The organism is Streptomyces sp. CNT372 (genome assembly GCF_000377145.1).
Genome location: NZ_KB897782.1, coordinates 324,993 through 342,162 on the forward strand (window position 1 = coordinate 324,993; position 17,170 = coordinate 342,162).

The 17,170-nt window shown below is 74.2% G+C and carries 18 protein-coding genes; 7 read left to right on the forward strand and 11 right to left on the reverse strand.

Annotated features, from left to right (window positions below):
- Positions 1-239 precede the first annotated feature (239 nt).
- From C593_RS33055 to C593_RS0116580, 5 genes are all read right to left on the reverse strand, one after another.
- On the reverse strand, positions 240-434 hold the full coding sequence (locus C593_RS33055) for a hypothetical protein (RefSeq protein ID WP_158686860.1): 195 nt from the start codon (positions 432-434) through the stop codon (positions 240-242).
- A gap of 119 nt (positions 435-553) precedes the next feature.
- The gene (locus tag C593_RS0116565; protein WP_018848419.1) at positions 554-1,624 is read right to left on the reverse strand and encodes a putative sulfate exporter family transporter; all 1,071 of its coding nucleotides are present in this window, start codon (positions 1,622-1,624) and stop codon (positions 554-556) included.
- A complete protein-coding gene (locus tag C593_RS0116570; protein WP_018848420.1) occupies positions 1,624-2,196 on the reverse strand; it encodes a cysteine dioxygenase in 573 nt (190 codons plus the stop codon). The genes C593_RS0116565 and C593_RS0116570 overlap by 1 nt, the downstream gene beginning before the upstream one ends.
- A gap of 166 nt (positions 2,197-2,362) precedes the next feature.
- Entirely contained in the window at positions 2,363-3,268 is a 906-nt protein-coding gene (locus tag C593_RS0116575; protein WP_026277759.1) for a LysR family transcriptional regulator, read from the reverse strand.
- A gap of 143 nt (positions 3,269-3,411) precedes the next feature.
- On the reverse strand, positions 3,412-4,227 hold the full coding sequence (locus C593_RS0116580; RefSeq protein ID WP_018848422.1) for an SAM-dependent methyltransferase: 816 nt from the start codon (positions 4,225-4,227) through the stop codon (positions 3,412-3,414).
- 161 nt (positions 4,228-4,388) lie between these two features.
- Here C593_RS0116580 and C593_RS0116585 point away from each other — a divergent pair, with 161 nt between their 5' ends.
- Both C593_RS0116585 and C593_RS0116590 read left to right on the forward strand, forming a co-directional pair.
- Positions 4,389-5,648, forward strand: coding sequence for an SGNH/GDSL hydrolase family protein (locus tag C593_RS0116585; protein ID WP_018848423.1), 1,260 nt, complete (start codon positions 4,389-4,391; stop codon positions 5,646-5,648).
- A 14-nt stretch (positions 5,649-5,662) separates the two neighbouring features.
- Complete coding sequence (locus C593_RS0116590; protein ID WP_486591142.1) at positions 5,663-6,049, forward strand: hypothetical protein; 387 nt, start codon at positions 5,663-5,665, stop codon at positions 6,047-6,049.
- Between the two features lie 102 nt (positions 6,050-6,151).
- On the opposite strand, the gene C593_RS31805 is transcribed toward C593_RS0116590, so the two are convergent.
- The gene (locus C593_RS31805) at positions 6,152-6,631 is read right to left on the reverse strand and encodes an ATP-binding protein (RefSeq protein WP_018848425.1); all 480 of its coding nucleotides are present in this window, start codon (positions 6,629-6,631) and stop codon (positions 6,152-6,154) included.
- A gap of 241 nt (positions 6,632-6,872) precedes the next feature.
- Here C593_RS31805 and C593_RS0116600 point away from each other — a divergent pair, with 241 nt between their 5' ends.
- Positions 6,873-7,730, forward strand: coding sequence for a Scr1 family TA system antitoxin-like transcriptional regulator (locus C593_RS0116600; RefSeq protein WP_018848426.1), 858 nt, complete (start codon positions 6,873-6,875; stop codon positions 7,728-7,730).
- Positions 7,727-7,930 carry a DUF397 domain-containing protein gene (locus C593_RS0116605; protein WP_018848427.1) on the forward strand — a complete coding sequence of 68 codons (204 nt, stop codon included), beginning with the start codon at positions 7,727-7,729 and terminating at the stop codon, positions 7,928-7,930. The genes C593_RS0116600 and C593_RS0116605 overlap by 4 nt, the downstream gene beginning before the upstream one ends.
- Here C593_RS0116605 and C593_RS0116610 read toward each other — a convergent pair whose 3' ends face one another.
- The 5 genes from C593_RS0116610 to C593_RS0116630 all read right to left on the reverse strand — a co-directional run bounded on the left by C593_RS0116610 (position 7,931) and on the right by C593_RS0116630 (position 13,473).
- Positions 7,931-9,562, reverse strand: a complete 1,632-nt coding sequence (locus C593_RS0116610) for an alpha-amylase family glycosyl hydrolase (RefSeq protein WP_018848428.1) — start codon at positions 9,560-9,562, stop codon at positions 7,931-7,933.
- Between the two features lie 290 nt (positions 9,563-9,852).
- The gene (locus C593_RS0116615) at positions 9,853-10,041 is read right to left on the reverse strand and encodes a hypothetical protein (RefSeq protein ID WP_018848429.1); all 189 of its coding nucleotides are present in this window, start codon (positions 10,039-10,041) and stop codon (positions 9,853-9,855) included.
- A 173-nt stretch (positions 10,042-10,214) separates the two neighbouring features.
- Positions 10,215-11,819 carry an ABC-F family ATP-binding cassette domain-containing protein gene (locus tag C593_RS0116620; RefSeq protein WP_026277761.1) on the reverse strand — a complete coding sequence of 535 codons (1,605 nt, stop codon included), beginning with the start codon at positions 11,817-11,819 and terminating at the stop codon, positions 10,215-10,217.
- Positions 11,820-12,040: 221 nt separating this feature from the next.
- Positions 12,041-12,733 (reverse strand): DUF4352 domain-containing protein, encoded by a 693-nt coding sequence (locus C593_RS0116625; RefSeq protein ID WP_486591143.1) that lies wholly within the window; start codon positions 12,731-12,733, stop codon positions 12,041-12,043.
- Positions 12,734-12,798: 65 nt separating this feature from the next.
- Positions 12,799-13,473, reverse strand: a complete 675-nt coding sequence (locus tag C593_RS0116630; protein WP_018848432.1) for a cysteine hydrolase family protein — start codon at positions 13,471-13,473, stop codon at positions 12,799-12,801.
- Positions 13,474-13,588: 115 nt separating this feature from the next.
- Here C593_RS0116630 and C593_RS0116635 point away from each other — a divergent pair, with 115 nt between their 5' ends.
- The 3 genes from C593_RS0116635 (at position 13,589) to C593_RS0116645 (ending at position 17,154) form a co-directional block, all read left to right on the forward strand.
- Entirely contained in the window at positions 13,589-14,395 is an 807-nt protein-coding gene (locus tag C593_RS0116635) for an N-formylglutamate amidohydrolase (RefSeq protein ID WP_018848433.1), read from the forward strand.
- A gap of 182 nt (positions 14,396-14,577) precedes the next feature.
- A complete protein-coding gene (locus C593_RS0116640; RefSeq protein ID WP_018848434.1) occupies positions 14,578-16,425 on the forward strand; it encodes a S8 family serine peptidase in 1,848 nt (615 codons plus the stop codon).
- A gap of 204 nt (positions 16,426-16,629) precedes the next feature.
- Positions 16,630-17,154, forward strand: a complete 525-nt coding sequence (locus tag C593_RS0116645) for an NUDIX domain-containing protein (RefSeq protein WP_018848435.1) — start codon at positions 16,630-16,632, stop codon at positions 17,152-17,154.
- The last annotated feature ends 16 nt before the right edge of the window (positions 17,155-17,170 follow it).

Below are 17,170 nucleotides of genomic sequence, written 5' to 3' on the forward strand. Positions count from 1 at the left end.
CTCCGGGCACGTGCCGGCACCCGGCGGGCGCTCCCCCGCCCGCCGGGGCGCGGACCTCGCTCTGCGGCGCAGGGCGGCCCCGTCGGCCGTGCGGCCGGTGCGCTGACAGGTTCATCGGCCATGCGAGCACGCGGGTACGACCCGGGCTTCCGCGACCGGGCTTCACGCACACGTGCCCCGGGGCGCCGGTCTGCTCGCCCTTGCGGGCCTGCTGTGGACGTGGTGCGCGGTCCTGCTGCTCACGCCGTACCGGGCCGAGGAGCCGGGGACGACGATCCGGTGTCCTGCGAGTCGCGGCTGCTGACCGACGCCGGCACGGCCGACGAGGGCGTGCGGTACGGCACCCACTGCGCGGCCGAACGCGACTGGTCGGAGGCGTTGTTCGTGCTCGGGCCGTCGTTCCCGGTGGCGCTCGCGGGCACGGTCCTGTTCACGGCCGGGACGGTGGCCCGCCGGATGAGCGCCCACGCCGAGGCGATGCGCGAACCGGACACCCTGGCCGACCGTTCCTGTGCCCCTGCCGCAGGCACCGGACCCCGCTCACGTCCTCGCGTCAGCCGCCCAGCAGCACCACGCCCCCGTACGACAGCCCGGCCACGACCACCCACGCGCACAGGCCGAGCAGGGCGACCCGGCCGCCGGTGCGGGCCAGGACGGGCAGGCGCACGGCGCTGCCGAGGGCGAACAGGGCCGCCGCCAGGAGCAGTTCCCGGGCCACGTCGGCGACGCCGAGGGCCGCGGTGGGGAGCAGTCCGGTGCTGCGGACGGCCACCGCGCACAGGAACCCGGCGACGAACAGCGGCACCAGGGGTACCCGCCGCCGGCCGGCCCGGGTTCCGCCGCCGGCGGCGCGGGTGCCCGCGCGGCGGCGTACCGAGAGGGCGACGGCCGCGACCACGGGCGCCAGCAGCGCGACCCGCATCAGCTTCACCATCACGGCCTCGTCGAGCGCGTCCGCACCGGCGGTACGGGCCGTGGCGACGACCTGGCCGACGTCGTGCACGCTCGCGCCGACCCAGCGGCCGAAGGCCGCGTCCCCGAGCCCCAACGGCCTTTGGAGCAGCGGGAGTACGGCGATGGCGAGGGTGCCGCACAGGGTCACCAGGGCGACTGCGGTCGCGGCGTCGCGTTCGTCGCTGTCGCGGGACTCGGCGACGGCGCCGATGGCGGAGGCGCCGCAGATCGCGTACCCGACGCCGATCAGCAGCGGCTGGTCGCCGGGCAGCCCGAGCCGGCGGCCCAGCCACCAGGTCCCGAGCAGGGTGGCGCCGACGACGACGGGCACGACCACGGCGGTCTCCCAGCCCAGCCCGAGGATGTCGTCCAGGCCGAGACCGAGCCCGAGCAGCACGATCCCGATGCGCATCAGGCGCCGGGCGGCGAACGACAGACCCGGGCGGCCCGGCCCGGCCACGGCCCGGCGCAGCCGCGGCAGCTGGGCGGCCGTGATGCCCAGGACGACGGCGGCGGTGAGCAGGGGCACGGCGGGCAGGGCCCGGTGCACCAGCCAGGCGGCCGCCACTCCGCAGACGGCGAGGCCCAGCCCGGGCAGGAGGCCGCCGCGTGGTGCGCGGGGGCGGGTGGACGGTGGGGTTCCGGTGGCGGGTGCCGTCAGGAAGCCCATCAGCAGTCGGTCGGCAGATTGTAGACGCGCCGGACGCTGGTGCCGCTGCGGGATATGTCCGCGCCGTACACATGCAGGGATATCGCCGTGCCCGGCCCGGCGTTGCGCACCGCGTGGATGTCGCCGGGCGGGGCGAAGCCGCAGACCTCGCCCTGGGCGTTGACGACATCGGCGGTGGCGACGAGACGGGCCGGGGAGTCGGGCCCGCCCGCGGGCACCAGCCGGTAGCGGCGTTCGTGCTCGGCCCCCTGGTGGATGCCGGTGGTACACCAGGCGATGTGGTCGTGCACGGAGGTGGCCTGGCCGGGCAGCCACACCAGGGCGGCCACCGAGAAGCTGCCGTCGTGCTCGGCGTGCAGCAGGTGCTGGCGGTAGCGCTCGGGGTCGCCCTGGCACTGCTCGTCGGTGAGCAGGTCGGCGGCGCCGAGGTGCGGGGCGAGGGCCTCGCCGACGAGTCGGGCGGTCGGGTCCGGGGGCAGTCCCCGGCTCACGGCCCGGCGGACGCCGTCGAGCAGTGCGGCGAGCCGGTCCGTGACGCGGGGTGCGGTGAAGGCGGTGGGCGCGATGGTCATAGGGGCAGCGTCGGGGTGGCCGTCCATCACGTCCAACGACGGTTTCTTGCCCGTTCCCAAGCCGCGCTTATAGTGCCGCCGGGCCGCGGGGCCGCGCTCTCAGGGCCCCGGGCCGCCGGGCCGGTCCGGGCATCGGTCCTCGGCCGGCCCTCGTCCCGGAGACCTCCTAGCAGCCGGTCTTGTTGGCCGCCACCGTGCGCAGTTCATCCAGCAGGAGCGCGGTGGCGGGGATGCGCAGATGCTCGCGCAGGACATAGGCGACGATCCGGCGGCGGGTGACCGGCTGGATGGGCCGCCCGACGACGTCCGGGTGGCGGAGGAAGTTCAGCACCAGCGAGGGGATCATCGACACGCCGAGCCCCTCGGCGACGAGGCTCTGCACGGCCAGGTTGTCGTCGGTCGTGAAGGCGATGTCGGGGACGAAGCCGGACTCGGCGCACTCATGGAGCAGATTGGCGCGGCAGCGCGGGCACCCGGCGATCCAGCGCTCGTCCGCCAGATCCGTGAGCCGCACGGCCCGCCGCCGGGCGAGCGGGTGCCGTGCGGGCAGCAGGACGACGAGCTGGTCCTCCAGGAGCGGTGTGCCGACCAGTTCCTCGGGCACCTCCTCGCGCAGCCCCGGGTAGCTGAACGCCAGGGAGAGGTCGCACTCGCCGCGCGCCAGCCGGCGCAGCGAGGCGGGCGGCTCGTCCTCCAGCAGGTCGACGCGTATGCCGGGGTGGGAGGCGGCGAGCCGGGCGAGGGCCTCGGGGACCAGGGTGGACACCGCGCTCGGGAACGCGCACAGGCGTACCCGGCCGGACCGCAGCCGGGTGATCGCGCTGAGCTGCTCGCGGGCGGCGGACATGGAGTCGAGGATGCTGCCCGCATGCCGGGACAGCGCCTCGCCCGCCTCGGTGAGGCGCATCCCCCGTCCGACCCGTACGAAGAGCGCCGAGCCGACGTCGCGTTCGAGGGCCTTCATCTGCTGGGTGACGGCGGGCTGGGTGTACCCGAGGGCGCGGGCGGCGGCCGAGTAGGACCCGGTCCTGACCACCTCGTGGAACGTCCTGATGTGCCGTGAATCGAACACCGGCGCATCATAGGCGCGTGCGGACCATAAGCGGACTTTGGGGGACGGGGGCGGACGGCGTATACCCCCGTTCCGGCCCCTGCCCCGGGACCGGCCACGGGAGGGGCCACGGGAGTGGTCACGGGACCGGCCACGGGTGCGGGCTACGGCTTGCGGCCGACCGCCCCGTACAGCGAGATGACCGCGTTCGGGTCGACGGCCTCGTCCACCGCCAGCTCGGGGTGCCACCGCGTCAGCTGGACGACGCCGGGGTCGACCACGTCCAGCCCGTCGAAGAACCGGGTGACCTCGGCGTGGGTGCGCGGGGCGAGGGTGACTCCGCCGGCGGCGTACATCTGAACCCCCCGCATCACGGCCGCCGGGTCCAGGTCGGCGGTGAGCTGCGACAGGACGAGGTAGCTGCCGGACGGCAGGGCGGAGACGAGTTCGGCGACCAGGTCGTAGGGCCGGTCGTCGTCACCGAGGAAGTGCGTGAGGGCGACGAGGGAGAGCGAGACCGGCGCGCCGAAGTCCAGTGTCTTGCGGGCCTGTTCGAGAATGCGGCCCGGCTCGCGCACATCGGCCTGGACGTAGTCCGTGATCCCTTCGGGGGTGCTGCGGAGCAGGGCCTCGGCGTGGGTGAGGACGATGGGGTCGTTGTCGGTGTAGACGATCCGCGCCTCGGGGGCGACGGCCTGGGCGATCTGGTGGAGGTTCGGCTCGGTGGGGATGCCGGTGCCGACGTCGAGGTACTGGCGGATGCCGGCCTCGCGGGCGAGCCAGCGGGTGACCCGCTGCATGAACCAGCGGTTGGTCCGGGCGACGTGCCGGGCGGTCCCGTCCACGCCCATGATCCTGCGGCCGAGTGCCTCGTCGACGGGGTAGTTGTCCTTCCCGCCGAGATACCAGTCGTACACGCGCGCCGGATGCGGCCTGCTGGTGTCGATCCGCGCGGAGGCGGCCGGCTCGGTCCCGGTCATGGTCCCACTCCCTCACTGCCGCACGCCCTGCTGGACGCACTGCTGAACACCGGCGTGGTGACGCCGCTCCCGCCGTTCGCACGGTGATCCTTTCAGTCCGGGCCACGCCCGGCAACCAACTCCCGCTCCAGCAGCCTCACTTAGCCGAAAGTTGGCCGACCATGCCCGGACCCTGCTTCCGCCGTCCGTTCCCTCCCCTGTCCGGCGCGCTGGCCGCCGTCCTCGTCCTGGCGGGCGCGGGCACCTCGGCCGGGGCCGGCGCCCCGGCCGGGGCGGCCGGGACCGTGCTCCCGGCGGCCCAGGTGGTGACCTGGGCGGCGAGCCCGGACCGCCTCGCCGCCTCGTCCGTGCCGGACCTGACCCACCGGCTGATCGTCCGGGTCAGCGCGGGCGGCACCGCGCTGCGGGTGCGCGTCACCAACGCGTTCGGGGAGGAGGCCCTGACACTGGGCAGCGCGTACGCCGGTGAACGGGCCGACGGCGCCGCACTCGTCCCCGGCACCAACCGCCCGCTCACCTTCGCGGGCCTGCGCTCGGTGAGCGTGCCGCCGGGCCGGTGGGTGTACAGCGACCCGGTGCCGATGACCGTCCGGCCCGGCTCGGACCTCGCCGTCAGCCTCCATGTCCGGGACGCGCCGGGCACGGTGACGGGCCACCGGCGGGCGCTCCAGACCTCGTACACCGCACCCGTGGGCGACCACACCTCCGACGAGTCGGCGACGCCGTTCACCCGCACCCTCGGCACCTGGCCGCACCTGGACGCGGTCGTGGTGGACGCCCCCGCCGGCACAGGCGCGGTCGCGGCCCTGGGCGACTCCATCACCGACGGTCTCTCCTCCACCCCGGACACCAACCGCCGCTGGCCCGACCTCCTCGCCGCCCGCCTCCGCGAGGGCGCCATCCGGGTCAAGGGCGTGGCGAACGCGGGGATCTCCGGCAACCGGGTCCTGGCCGACGGCACGGGCGAGAGCGCGGTCAAGCGACTGGACCGGGACGTCCTCGGCCACCGCGGCCTGCGGTCGGTGATCCTCTTCGAGGGCGTCAACGACATCAAGTCCGCCGCCCCGCCCACGGCGGACCAACTGATGGCGGGCTACCGGGACATCGTGACCCGCGCCCACGCGGCCGGTGTGTGCGTCGTCGGCGCGACGATCCTGCCGTACGAGGGCTGGCCCGCCTGGACCCCGGCGGGCGAGGCCCTGCGCCAGGAGGTCAACACCCGCATCCGCGAGAACTCCCTCTTCGACGCGGTCGCCGACTTCGACGCCTCCCTCCGCGACCCCGCCCACCCCACCCGCCTGCACCCGTCCTTCGACGCGGGCGACCACCTCCACCCCAACGACACGGGCATGCGGGCGACGGCGGACACGGTGGATGTGGGGGCGCTGGAGTGCGCACGGGGGCCGGGGACGCGTCGCTGATAAGTTCGATCTTCGTGCAATGGAACGAACTCAAGAGCGAACTCGACGTCGACTTCCGCATGCGGGCCCTGAAGATCCGCTCCTGGGGCATCGCCCTGCTGCTCGCCACCGGAGCCCTCCTGACCTGGTGCGCCCTGATCCTGCTCACGCCGTACAGCCCGGGGCCCGGCTCGAACCGCGACTGCGAGGCCCGGCTCTTCACCGACGAGGGCTCCACCCGCGACGGCCTGGACGGCGACCGCTGCGCGGACCTGCGCGACTGGCCGGAGGCGGTGGCCCTGCTGGGCCTCTCCGTCCCGGCCGTGGCGGCCGGGACGGCGATGTTCGCGACGGGCACGGCGAACTTCCGTATGAGCCTGCACCTTCAGGCGCTGCGCGAACGGGACGCGGCGCCCCGCTGACGTCGTCCGCTCGTCCTCCCCCGCGGACGTGGGTGCCCCCGGTACGGGCCCGCACCGGGGAGGACGCGGAACCGGCCCGCACGGTGGGCCGGACGTACGCTCCTACAACAGGCGCACCGGCCGGATCACCGCCCACACGGTCTTGCGGGCGGGCGGCCGGGAGTCGGCGTCCACACCCCAGTCGTCCGCGAGAGCTTCCACGATCATCAGCCCGCGCCCGCCTTCCTTCGTCCCCGCGTCCTCCGGGTCGGGCGCGCACGCCGGGAGCCGTCCGGCGCGGGCGTCGGTGACCGCGATGCGCAGGACGCCGTCCGCACGCAGCGTCAGCGTGAGCCGGAAGTCCCGCCCCGGGACGCGCCCGTGCTGCACCGCGTTCGCCGCCAGCTCGGCCACGATGTGCTCGGCCGCGCCGGACGGGACCGCCCAGTCGGCGAGTTGCCGCTCCGTCAGCCGTCGTGCGAGCCGGGCACCACGCCGGGTGGGCGAGAGCAGGACGGTGAAACGCTCTTCCGCCGGGTTCGGTTCGGAAGCCGCCGCCCGGTCCGGGGCGAGGCGGGTCTGGGAAAGGTTGGGTACGTTCACGCCACTCAGCGTCGTGGCGCTCCCGGCACGTCGGCCAGAGCTTCGGTCGGTACGCGGGCGGCGCGTACGGGGGCGGCTGAGGTCCGGTACCGCCGCCGCTGCCGGTGGGCACGGGGCACCCGTTGGGGTGCCGTTCCGGCGGATCGGCGCGGCGGCTGACGGGCCGTCGTACGCTGCTCGGGCCCGGTACGCGACCGTACGCGTACCGGCGGGCGTCGGGAACAGGACGGGGCGACAGGGCATGGAACTCACGGGTCCGGTCGAAGGCGAGGACGAGGCCGAGGACGCGGCGGACCTGTTCCGCGCGATCGGCCGCCAACTCCGCCTGCTGCGGGAGCGGGCGGGTCTGACCCAGCGCGAGCTGGGTGAGCGGCTCGGGTACAGCGAGGAACTGATCCGCTCGCTGGAGTGCGGACGCAGGACGCCCCAGGACGACTTCCTGGACGCGGTCGACCCGCTGCTGGACGCGCGCGGACTGCTGACCGCGACGAAGGAGGACATCGCGAGGGCCAAGGCCCGGGCGAAGGTCAAGCATCCGTCGTGGTTCCGGGGCTACGCGAAGCTGGAGGCGGAGGCGGTCGAGGTCCACGACTACAGCTGCCTGGCCCTGCCCGGACTCCTCCAGACGGAGGCACACGCGCGGGCCGTCTTCACCGGCCGCCAGCCACTGCTGCCCGAGCACATCGTGGAACAGCGGGTGGTCGCACGGCTGGAGCGGCAGGAGATCTTCCGCCGCTGGCCGCCCCCGGTGACCACCTTCACCATCGAGGAGTCCGTTCTCCACCGGCCCATCGGCGGGAGGGACGTACACCGCGAACAGTTGGAACAACTGCTCGGGATCGCGGCCCTGCGAAGCGTGGAGCTGCACATCATGCCGACCACCCAGCAGGAACACCCCAGCCTCGGCGGCCCGTTCATTCTGCTCACGCCCAAAGGGCGCGCGCAGGTCGGATACCTGGAGATCCAGAACACCAGCAAGCTGGTCACCGACCCGGAGGAGGTACGTATCATGGCCGCACGGTACGGAAGCATCCGTGGTCAGGCGCTCAATCCACGAGAGTCTCTGACGCTGATCGAGAAGATCCTGGGAGAACTGTGAACGCTCCTCAGCGCGCCGAGTCCGACGGCCTCGCCTGGTCGAAGAGCAGCCACAGCAGCGGCGAGGGCGGCGCCTGCGTCGAGGTCGCCCGGGCCGACGCCACCGTGCGCGTGCGTGACTCGAAGGACGTCACCCGCCCCCACCTCCGCGTCGGCGAAGACGGCTGGGCCGCCTTCGTGCGGTACGCCGCTCGCGGCTGATCAGGCTTCGAGCGCGAAGACGCCCCAGCCGTGCCCCGCGGCCCGCACGCGGCCGTCCGGTTCGACGTGGACGCCGGAGGACTCGACCGGGTGGGCCGTGGTCGCGCCCGGCAGGGTCGTTTCGGCCGCGTCGCGGCGGGGGTTGACGACCACGAGGTAGCGCTCGCCGCGGACGTAGGCCAGCGGGTAGCCGTCGTGGAGGACGCGGACCGAGCCGCCCGGGCCCAGTTCGGGGGTGGACCTGCGCAGCGCGATCAGGCGGCGGACCAGGTGGAGCAGGGAGTCCGGGTCGCGGCGCTGCGCGGCGACGGTCGGGGGGTCCGGGGACGGGTCGACGGGGAGGTAGAGGTCGGCGGCCGGGGCGGTGGAGAAGCCCGCGTTGGGTCCCTCGTCCCACTGCATCGGCGTGCGGGAGCCGGCCCGGTTGTAGCGGGGGCCGAGGACGCTGCCCTCGTGGTCCGGCAGGCCGGGGACGTAGCGCATGCCGATCTCGTCGCCGTAGTAGATCGCCGGGAGGGTCGGCCAGGTGAGCTGGAAGGCGAAGGCGGCCGGGAGCTGTTCGGCCGTGCGGGGGCCGGAGGCGAGGCGGGTGAAGTCGTGGTTGGCGGTCGGGAGGGAGATGTGGCCAGTGCGGCCGGAGGCGGCAATGGCGTCGGTGGCCGCCCGCCAGCCGGCGAGGAAGGTGCGCGCGTCGCCCGCCCCCTCGGCGCCGAAGTAGGGCTCCAGCGGGGACCACTGCTCGTTGACGGTGCCGGAGTTGTTGTTCCAGAGGGAGCGCAGCGCGAGGCCGTCGTCGTCGCTGCCGAACTGGAGGAGGAAGTCGGCGTGGAAGCCGGCCGGGACGGACACCGCCGGGTCGCCCCACTCGGAGAGCAGCGCGGCGCGTGGGTGCGCGCCGTCCAGCCAGGCGCGCAGCTCGCGCCAGAGCCGGGCGGTCTCCGTGTGGCCCGGGTCGTCCTTGACGAGGGAGGCGGCCATGTCGACGCGGAAGCCGCTCAGGCCGAGGCCCAGCCAGTGGTCCATGATCGCGCGCAGCGCCCGGCGGTTGGCGCGCGGACCCTCGGCGTCGACGGGCTGCCGCCAGGGTTCGGCCGGATCGGTGCGCGCGTAGCCGAAGTTGAGGGCGGGCTGGCTGGGGAAGAAGTTGGGCCGGTACCAGCCGGGCCGGGTGCCTGGGGACGGTTCGAAACCGTGGGGGCGGGTCCCGGTGTCGGCCCAGATGTAGCGGTGGTCGCCGGGGTCCCCGGCGGACCGGAGGAACCAGGGGTGCCGGTCGGAGGTGTGGCCCGCGACCAGGTCGAGCAGGACGCGGATGCCCCGGCGGCGGGCGCTGTCCACGAGCCGGGCGAGGTCCTCGTCGGTGCCGTAGCGCGGGGCGACGGAGTAGTAGTCGCTGACGTCGTAGCCGGCGTCCCGGAAGGGTGAGGCGAAGCACGGGTTGAGCCAGACGGTGTTGACACCGAGCCAGACGAGGTGGTCGAGGCGGGCCTCGATCCCGGCGAAGTCGCCGATGCCGTCGCCGTTCCCGTCGGCGAAGGACTGCGGGTAGATCTGGTACAGGACGGCGTCCGCGAGCCAGGCGGTGGCCGGCCGGTCGTCGACGTCGGGGGCGGGGCGGGGCGCCTGGGTCATGGGAGCCGTTCCTTCGAGCGGGACAGGTGCCGGGGCGGGCGGTTCCGGACGGGTGCCGAACGATGCCTTCCCACCGCACCGCCGGTCCACCCCGGTCCACTGAAGGCGATGCTGACGCACATGGTGGTGGCGAAGGCTGATCCGACGTCGTGGGGCTGCTGTGCGGTCGGTCTGGAGGCGGAAGCAGAGGGTTCCGAAGGGAGTGACGCCGAGGGATGCGGCGAGTTGGACGACCGTGTGGAACAGGCCGGATCCGCTGCCTGCGTGCTGGGCGGGGACGCTTTGGACGGTCAGCTGGGCGGGCGGGTCTGCGCCGGTGAAGCGCCCAGGTCGGTGTGGATGGCGGGCAGGGCGATGTTGGCGATGGTCGCGCCCAGGAGGTCCATGAACGCGGCCGGCAGAACGACGGCGAGGATGACGGTGCGCCGGCGGCCGGTGTAAACGGTCCGGGCGGGATCGGTGCGGGTGGTGGACGACACGCGTGACCTTCGGTACGTGCGGAGAGGATCAGTTGCACGCGCGGCAGGTCCCACGGTGCGCGAGGACAGCCCGAATGCGGTGGAGCAGCCCGGACGAGGGGCTGCTCCACCACCCGACCGCCGAACCGGCAGCGGTCGGGCCGGGCACACGGTCGGGTGTCACATCCTCACGGTCAGGCGAGGGCGACCAGGGAGCGGTAGTCCTCGTTCCACAGGTCCTCGTCCGCGTCCGGCAGGACCAGGACGCGGTCGGGGCGCAGGGCGTCGACGGCGCCCTCGTCGTGGGTGACCATGACGATCGCTCCGGGATAGGAGTCGACGGCCGCCAGGGCCTCAGTGCGGGAAACGGGGTCGAGGTTGTTGGTCGGCTCGTCCAGCAGCAGCACGTTCGCACCGGAGTGGACCAGGCCGGCCAGGGCCAGGCGGGTCTTCTCCCCGCCGGAGAGCACCCCGGCGCTCTTGTCCGCGTCGTCCCCGCTGAACAGGAACGAGCCGAGCACCCGGCGTGCCTCGCCCTCGGTCAGGTGCGGCGCGGCATCCAGCAGGTTCTCCCGGACAGTGCGGCCGGGGGCGAGGGTGTCGTGCTCCTGGGCGAAGTAGCCCAGGAGCAGCCCGTGCCCGTGCACCACCCGCCCGGCATCGGGCTGCTCCGCGCCGGCGAGCAGCCGCAGCAAAGTGGTCTTGCCGGCGCCGTTGAGGCCCAGGACGACCAGCCGGCTGCCCCGGTCCACCGCCAAGTCCACACCGTCAAGCACGCGGTGACCGCCGTAGGACTTCGACAGGCTGACCGCGCCCAGCGGCATCCGGCCGCACGGCAGCGGCTCGGGCAACCGGATCCGGGCCGTCTTCTCCGTGCGGCGGGCCGGCTCCACACCCGCGAGCATGCGCTCCGCGCGACGGGCCATACTGCGGGCGGTGACCGCGGTGGCCGAGCGGGCCTTGATCTTTTCCGCCTGGGCGTGCAGGGCGGCGGCTTTGCGCTCCGCGTTGGCCCGCTCCCGCTCCCGCCGGCGCCGGTCCGCTCCCCGCTGGGCCAGGTAGGCCGCCCAGCCGGTGTTGTGGACGTCGATCGTCGCCCGAGTGGCATCCAGGTGGAAGACCCGGTTCACGACCTCGGCGAGCAGACCCGTGTCATGGCTGATCACCACCAGGCCGCCCCGGTACTCCCGCAGGAATCCACGCAGCCACGTGATGGAGTCGGCGTCGAGGTGGTTGGTCGGCTCGTCCAGCAGCAGCACACCGTCGTGCCCGGCGAACAGGACCCGCGCGAGTTCCACCCGGCGCTTCTGCCCGCCCGAGAGGTTGCCGACCGGCTCGGCCAGGACCCGTTCGGGCAGTCCCAGCCCGGCCGCCACGCGGGCGGCCTCGGCCTCGGCCGCGTACCCGCCGCCGGCCTGAAAGGCCGCCTCCGCCCGGGCATACGCACCCATCGCCCGTTCCAGGGCGCCCGGGGCGTCGGCCTCGGCCATCGCGGCCTCAGCCGCCCGCAGACGACGCAGCGCCGCGTCCAGGGCGCGAGCGGACAGGATCCGGTCGGTCACCGTGACCGCGGGATCGACGGCGCGGGAGTCCTGCGCGAGAAACCCGACCGAGCCGGTACGGACGATGGTTCCGGCGGCGGGCTTGGACTGCCCGGCCAAGGTGGTCATCAAGGTGGTTTTCCCCGCTCCGTTGCGGCCGACCAGGCCGACACGGTCGCCGGAGGAAACGGAGAAGGAAAGGTCCGAGAGCAGCAGGCGGGCGCCTGCGCGCAACTCGACATCACGTACGGTAATCACGGGGTGACGCTCCGAGAGAGCTAAGGGACACACTTCTGGCGCGGAAGCGGGTCCTCAGCTAGGAGACTCGGGGCGTGGACATGGCTCCACCCTAACGGACACGCCGGGGCAGGCCACATCCGCGCGGGAATGCGAGCACCCGGGCCGCCCCCCCGCGAGCAGCCGACGAGCACCGGCTCCCCCGGCCGAATGTCCTGCCGTCTCCGCCGGTCCGGCACGCGTCAGCGCGGGGCCGCATCGACCGCCGCCGTCGTCTCGACGGTGAACAGCGGCCGTTCCAGCCCGTCGGCGAACCCCAGGAGGCCGTCCTGCTCGTCGGGCACCGCGAAGAGGACCGTGCCCTCGACGAACTCCCCCGGGCGCGGACGGGGTTCACTGATCAGGTCCTCCTCCGCGAAGCCGAGGTCCACGCAGTTGCCGCCGATCTCCAGGTCGACCTGCTTGGTCTCGCCGTCCTGCCCTGTCCAGCGCGCCCGGCTCAGCGGGCCGGTGTCGAACTCGGCGTCTCCCGTGTTCCGCACGCGGAACTCCAGGCAGACGAAGGTCGTGCCGGGGTCGGCGACGATCGGTTCCAGGTACTCGCCCTGGGCGATGCGGTCCGCCTGGCGCAGGCGGTTGAGTGTGATCTCGGCCGAGGTGGCGCCTTCGTCGAGGACGTCGTCGGCCGGGACCGAGAGGGGCAGGGTCTCCGTCTCCCTCAGCTCCGGGACCTCCCCGGCCGGGGTGGTCGCCACCGTCGCCGGAGCCGCGCGCTCCCGCTCGACCGCCGCGCTCACAGTCCGTGACGACGGGCCGTCGCCGTCGGCGCCCGCGCCGCAGCCCGCGAGAAGCACCGCCGACGCGACGGCCACGGACGCGGCCCCCGCACGCCCCCTGGGATACGAGGCTGCGCTCCCGCTGACACGACCGCTCATGGCGCGACTCCTTCGGGAGGGTCTGTTCACCAGCTTCCGCCGGGGAGCCGCGGCCCGCAGGTCGGTCACCCTCCGTGCAGGGGGCGCGCGGTCGGTCGGCCGGCCCCGGGCCGTGCGCCGCGAAAGCGGACCCCGGCGGCCCGGGCCACGATCTCCACGTCGCTGCCGAGGGCCCACTCCGCGACCCGGGAGACGGTGGCCGCCGGGACCGCCTCGGCGATGCCGGGGGCGGCCGGGATGTCCCGGGTGGCGTGTGCGTCGTGCGGGAGGACGACCCGGTAGTCGAGGGCGAGCGCGGTGCGGGCGGTGGCCTGGACGCACATCTCCGACATCAGGCCGCAGACCGCGAGCGCCTCGACGCCGTGCTCGTCGAGCAGTCCCTCCAGCGAGGTGCGGGCGAACGCGTCGTCCTCCGGCTTGCGCACCACCGTCTCGCGCGGGCCCTCGCGGACCGGGTGGTGGAGTTCCCAGCCGGGCGTGCCGGGCGCGTCCTCGGCGCCGTCCGGCCCGTCGTTCTGCACGTGGACGACGAGGGCGCCCGCAGCCCGGGCCCGCGCGATCAGGTCCGCCGTGCGGTCGAGGAGGCGGGCGGCGTCGGGCACCGCGCCGGGGCCGGTGACGAACGCGGACTGGACGTCGACGACGAGCAGGGCGTCGACGGAGTCGTCGGGCTGTGGGTCGGCGGGGCCGGCCGGCTGTGCGTCGGCGGGGCCGGCCGGCTCGGGATGGTGGTCGCTCATGCGGGCATCATGGAACGCGGGAGGGGCAGCGATCCACTTGATTGACCGTCACCGCCGTGTGCCGCGCGGCTACCGTTGCACGTCCCGCGAACGCGTCACCGGGAGGACACCGCGCATGGCCGACGAGACCCCCGCCTTCCGGCTCCTCCCCGGAGCCGCCCGCTCCCCCGTGATCCTTCATGTGCCGCACGCCTCACGGGAGATACCGCCACAGGTGCGGCGCGGCATCGTGCTGGACGATGCGGCGCTGGAGCGGGAGCTGGACCACATCACGGACGCGTACACGGACCGGATCGCCGCCGGGGCCGCGGCGCACGCGATCGTCACGCCCTGGCGGTTCGTCAACGGGCGCTCGCGGCTGGTCGTGGACCCGGAGCGCTTCCCCGACGAGCGGGAGGAGATGCTCGCCGCCGGCATGGGCGCGGTGTACACGCGCACCACGCACAAGGAGCGGCTGCGGGCCGAGGGCTTCGACCCGAAGGAGCTTCTCGCGGACTGCTTCGAGCCGTACGCGCAGGCGGTGACGGAGGCGGTCGACGCGCGGCTGGAGGCGGTCGGGCGGTGCGTGGTGATCGACGTCCACTCGTATCCGACCGGGCCGCTGCCGTACGAGCTGCACGGCGACGGGCCCCGGCCGCCGGTCTGCCTGGGCACGGACCCGTTCCACACCCCGCCGGAGCTGGCGGAGGCGGCCCGGCGGGCGTTCGCGGGCTTCGGCGGGACGGGGCTGGACAGTCCGTTCGCGGGAACGTACGTGCCGCTGCGGCACTACGGGCGTGACCGGCGGGTCTCCGCGCTGATGGTGGAGATCCGGCGGGACGTCTACATGTCCGAGCCGGGCGGTCCGGCGGGGCCGGGGCTGGAGGCCCTGGCGGAGGCGCTGGGGGGACTCGTGGACGCGGCGGGGCGGGCGGCCGGCTGACCGGTCCGGCGGGCCCCGGCGCCGCCCCGCGATCCGGAGGGCCGTCACCCACTTGACCCCGCAGGGCGATTCGGGCGTTTTCGGCTCTTCCCTTGTCATGACCTCTTCTGAGATCTTGCGTCGACCCATTCGACCCATGGCCCGGTCGGCGCCACCGGCGCCCCGGGCTCTCGGAGGATGCAGTGACAACCCCCCGCATATCCGGGCGTCGGCTCAGACGCTCGTTCCTCGCCGTCGCCGCCCTCGGCACGGCCGTGGCTCTGGCCACTCCCGCCGGCGCCGCCGGCACCGCCCGTACCGCTCCAGCGGCGCAGGACGGCACCGAGCCCCGGTCCGCCGTCGCGGCCCAAACCGCCGAGGCCCCCGCGGCCGCTCCGGCGGCCACGGCCGCCTGGGTCGCCGGGACCCGCTCGTACCTGGTGATCGGCGCCCCCGGCGACACCTCGGCGCTGCGCGCGGCGGTGACCGCCAACGGCGGTTCCGTGTACGCCCATTACGACGCGATCGGCGTGGTCGTCGCGCACTCCGCGTCGGCCGGTTTCGCGGCCGCGGTGCGCGGGGTGAGCGGTGTCCAGCAGGTGGGCGCCACCCGTACCTCGGACGTCCCGGCCGACGCTTACGCCCCCACCATCCCGGCCGCCCCGGCGCAGACCCCGACGACCCTCACCGAGACCGCCCGCTGGGACATGACCCGGATCAACGCGGACAAGGCGTGGGCCGTGAACCCGGGTTCGGCGTCCGTCACGGTGGGTGTGCTCGACACCGGAGTGGACGACCGGCACCAGGACATCGCGCCCAACTTCGACGCGGCGAACTCGGCCTCCTGCGCCTACGGCAAGGCGGACGCCCGTACCGGGGCCTGGCGCGACATCGGCACGCACGGCACGCATGTGGCGGGCACCGTGGCCGCCGCGAGGAACGGCAAGGGCGTGGTCGGCGTCGCGCCCGGCGTGAAGATCGCCTCGGTGCGCATCGCGGAGCCGGGCAGCAGCCTGTTCTTCGCCGAGAACACCATCTGCGGCTTCATGTGGGCCGGTGACCGGGGCTTCGAGGTCACCAACAACAGCTACTACACCGATCCGTGGATGTTCAACTGCCCGGACGACCCGGACCAGGCGGCCATCATCGAGGGCGTCCGGCGGGCCCAGGCGTACGCGGAGGGCAAGGGCTCGCTCCAGGTCGCGGCGGCGGGCAACTCCAACTACGACCTGGCGAACAAGCGGACGGACAGCTCCAGTCCGAACGACTCGACGCCCGTCTCCCGCACCATCACCAACGCCTGCGTCGACATCCCCACCGAGCTGCCGGGTGTGGTGACGGTGGCCGCGATGGGCAACGGGAACATCAAGGCCTCGTACTCCAACTTCGGCCGGGACGTCATCGACGTCGCGGCCCCGGGCGGCGACGGCGCCTCGGGGGTCTACTCGACCCTGCCCGGCGGCAGGTACGGGAACATGAACGGCACGTCGATGGCCTCCCCGCATGTGGCGGGCGTCGCCGCGCTGCTCGCGAGCGCCAACCCCGGCGCCACCCCGGCCCAGCTGCGGACCGCCCTGGCCACCCAGTCCACGGACATCGCCTGCCCCTCGGACAGCCGCTGCACGGGCACCACGGCGAAGAACGCGTTCTTCGGCGAGGGCCAGGTCGACGCGCTCAAGGCGGTCGACGGGGGCACCCCGCCGCCCGGCAGGTTCTTCGAGAACACGGCGGACGTGACCATCGTCGACAACGCGACGGTGGAGTCCTCCCTCACGGTCAGCGGGGTGCCGGGCAACGCCCCGGCCGCGCTGAAGGTCGGCGTGGACATCAAGCACACCTACCGCGGTGACCTGGTGATCTCCCTGGTCGCCCCGGACGGCTCGGTGTATCTGCTGGAGGACTTCCCCAACGGGGACAGCGCCGACGACGTGGTGAAGACGTACACGGTGAACGCCTCTTCGGAGACCGCGGCCGGCGTCTGGAAGCTGCGGGTGCGGGACACCGCGACCCGCGACACGGGCCGCATCGACGCCTGGAACCTCACGTTCTAGCTGTCGGGTCCCCCGGTGGGGGCGGGCGGTCCCGCCCCCACCGGTCACGGCTCGGCCGGGCAGGCCCGTAACGGGGCTGCCCGGCTTCCGTGTTGCCGGCGAGCGTCCCTGCCGTCGGGCATGATCGGCGGCGGTGCACCGCGCGTCCCGGGTGCGCCTCGTCGTCCGAGTCGGACGACTCGTCCGAGCGGTGGAGGTACGCGTATGACCGGCCGGGAACCCTTGTCGCCCCAGCGGCCCCAGCGGTCAGGGCGCGCCTCCCCCGCACCCAACGGGCTGATCGGCGTCGGGGTGGTGGTGCGGGACGCGGCCGGACGGGTGCTGCTCGGGCTGGGCCACGACGGGCGCTGGGAGCTGCCCGGCGGCAAGGTCGACGCCGGTGAGCGCTTCGAGGAGGCCGCGGCACGGGAGTTGGCGGAGGAGACGGGCCTGGTCGCGGACCCGGTGGACATCAGGATCGGCGCGGTACTCCTGGACGGCGAGCACGGGATGGCCCGGGTGACGGGCGCGGCCCTGGTCGAACGCGTCAGCGGCAAGGCGTCCGTGCGCGAGCCGGACAAGATCGTGCGCTGGGAGTGGTTTCCGGCCTCCGGCCCCGGGGCGCTCGCCCCGGGGCCGGTGTTCCCGCCGTCGGCGGCCGTGCTGCGCAGCTGGGGCAGCCCGGTCGCGGCGGAACCGGACGGCGCCCCGGTCTTCCACCGGCTGGTGGTGGACCCGGCGGAGGCGTAGGAGGCGTCCGGCGGAT

What these genes read in the sequence shown, in the direction of transcription:
- C593_RS0116570 (WP_018848420.1), bottom strand. Translation starts at nt 2,196, where the DNA reads ATGACCATCGCGCCCACCGCCTTCACCGCACCCCGCGTCACGGACCGG.
- C593_RS0116630 (WP_018848432.1), bottom strand. Translation starts at nt 13,473, where the DNA reads ATGAGCGACCACCATCCCGAGCCGGCCGGCCCCGCCGACGCACAGCCG.
- C593_RS0116635 (WP_018848433.1), top strand. Translation starts at nt 13,589, where the DNA reads ATGGCCGACGAGACCCCCGCCTTCCGGCTCCTCCCCGGAGCCGCCCGC.
- C593_RS0116645 (WP_018848435.1), top strand. Translation starts at nt 16,630, where the DNA reads ATGACCGGCCGGGAACCCTTGTCGCCCCAGCGGCCCCAGCGGTCAGGG.
- C593_RS0116585 (WP_018848423.1), top strand. Translation starts at nt 4,389, where the DNA reads ATGCCCGGACCCTGCTTCCGCCGTCCGTTCCCTCCCCTGTCCGGCGCG.
- C593_RS0116610 (WP_018848428.1), bottom strand. Translation starts at nt 9,562, where the DNA reads ATGACCCAGGCGCCCCGCCCCGCCCCCGACGTCGACGACCGGCCGGCC.
- C593_RS0116580 (WP_018848422.1), bottom strand. Translation starts at nt 4,227, where the DNA reads ATGACCGGGACCGAGCCGGCCGCCTCCGCGCGGATCGACACCAGCAGG.
- C593_RS0116565 (WP_018848419.1), bottom strand. Translation starts at nt 1,624, where the DNA reads ATGGGCTTCCTGACGGCACCCGCCACCGGAACCCCACCGTCCACCCGC.
- C593_RS0116625 (WP_486591143.1), bottom strand. Translation starts at nt 12,733, where the DNA reads ATGAGCGGTCGTGTCAGCGGGAGCGCAGCCTCGTATCCCAGGGGGCGT.
- C593_RS0116600 (WP_018848426.1), top strand. Translation starts at nt 6,873, where the DNA reads ATGGAACTCACGGGTCCGGTCGAAGGCGAGGACGAGGCCGAGGACGCG.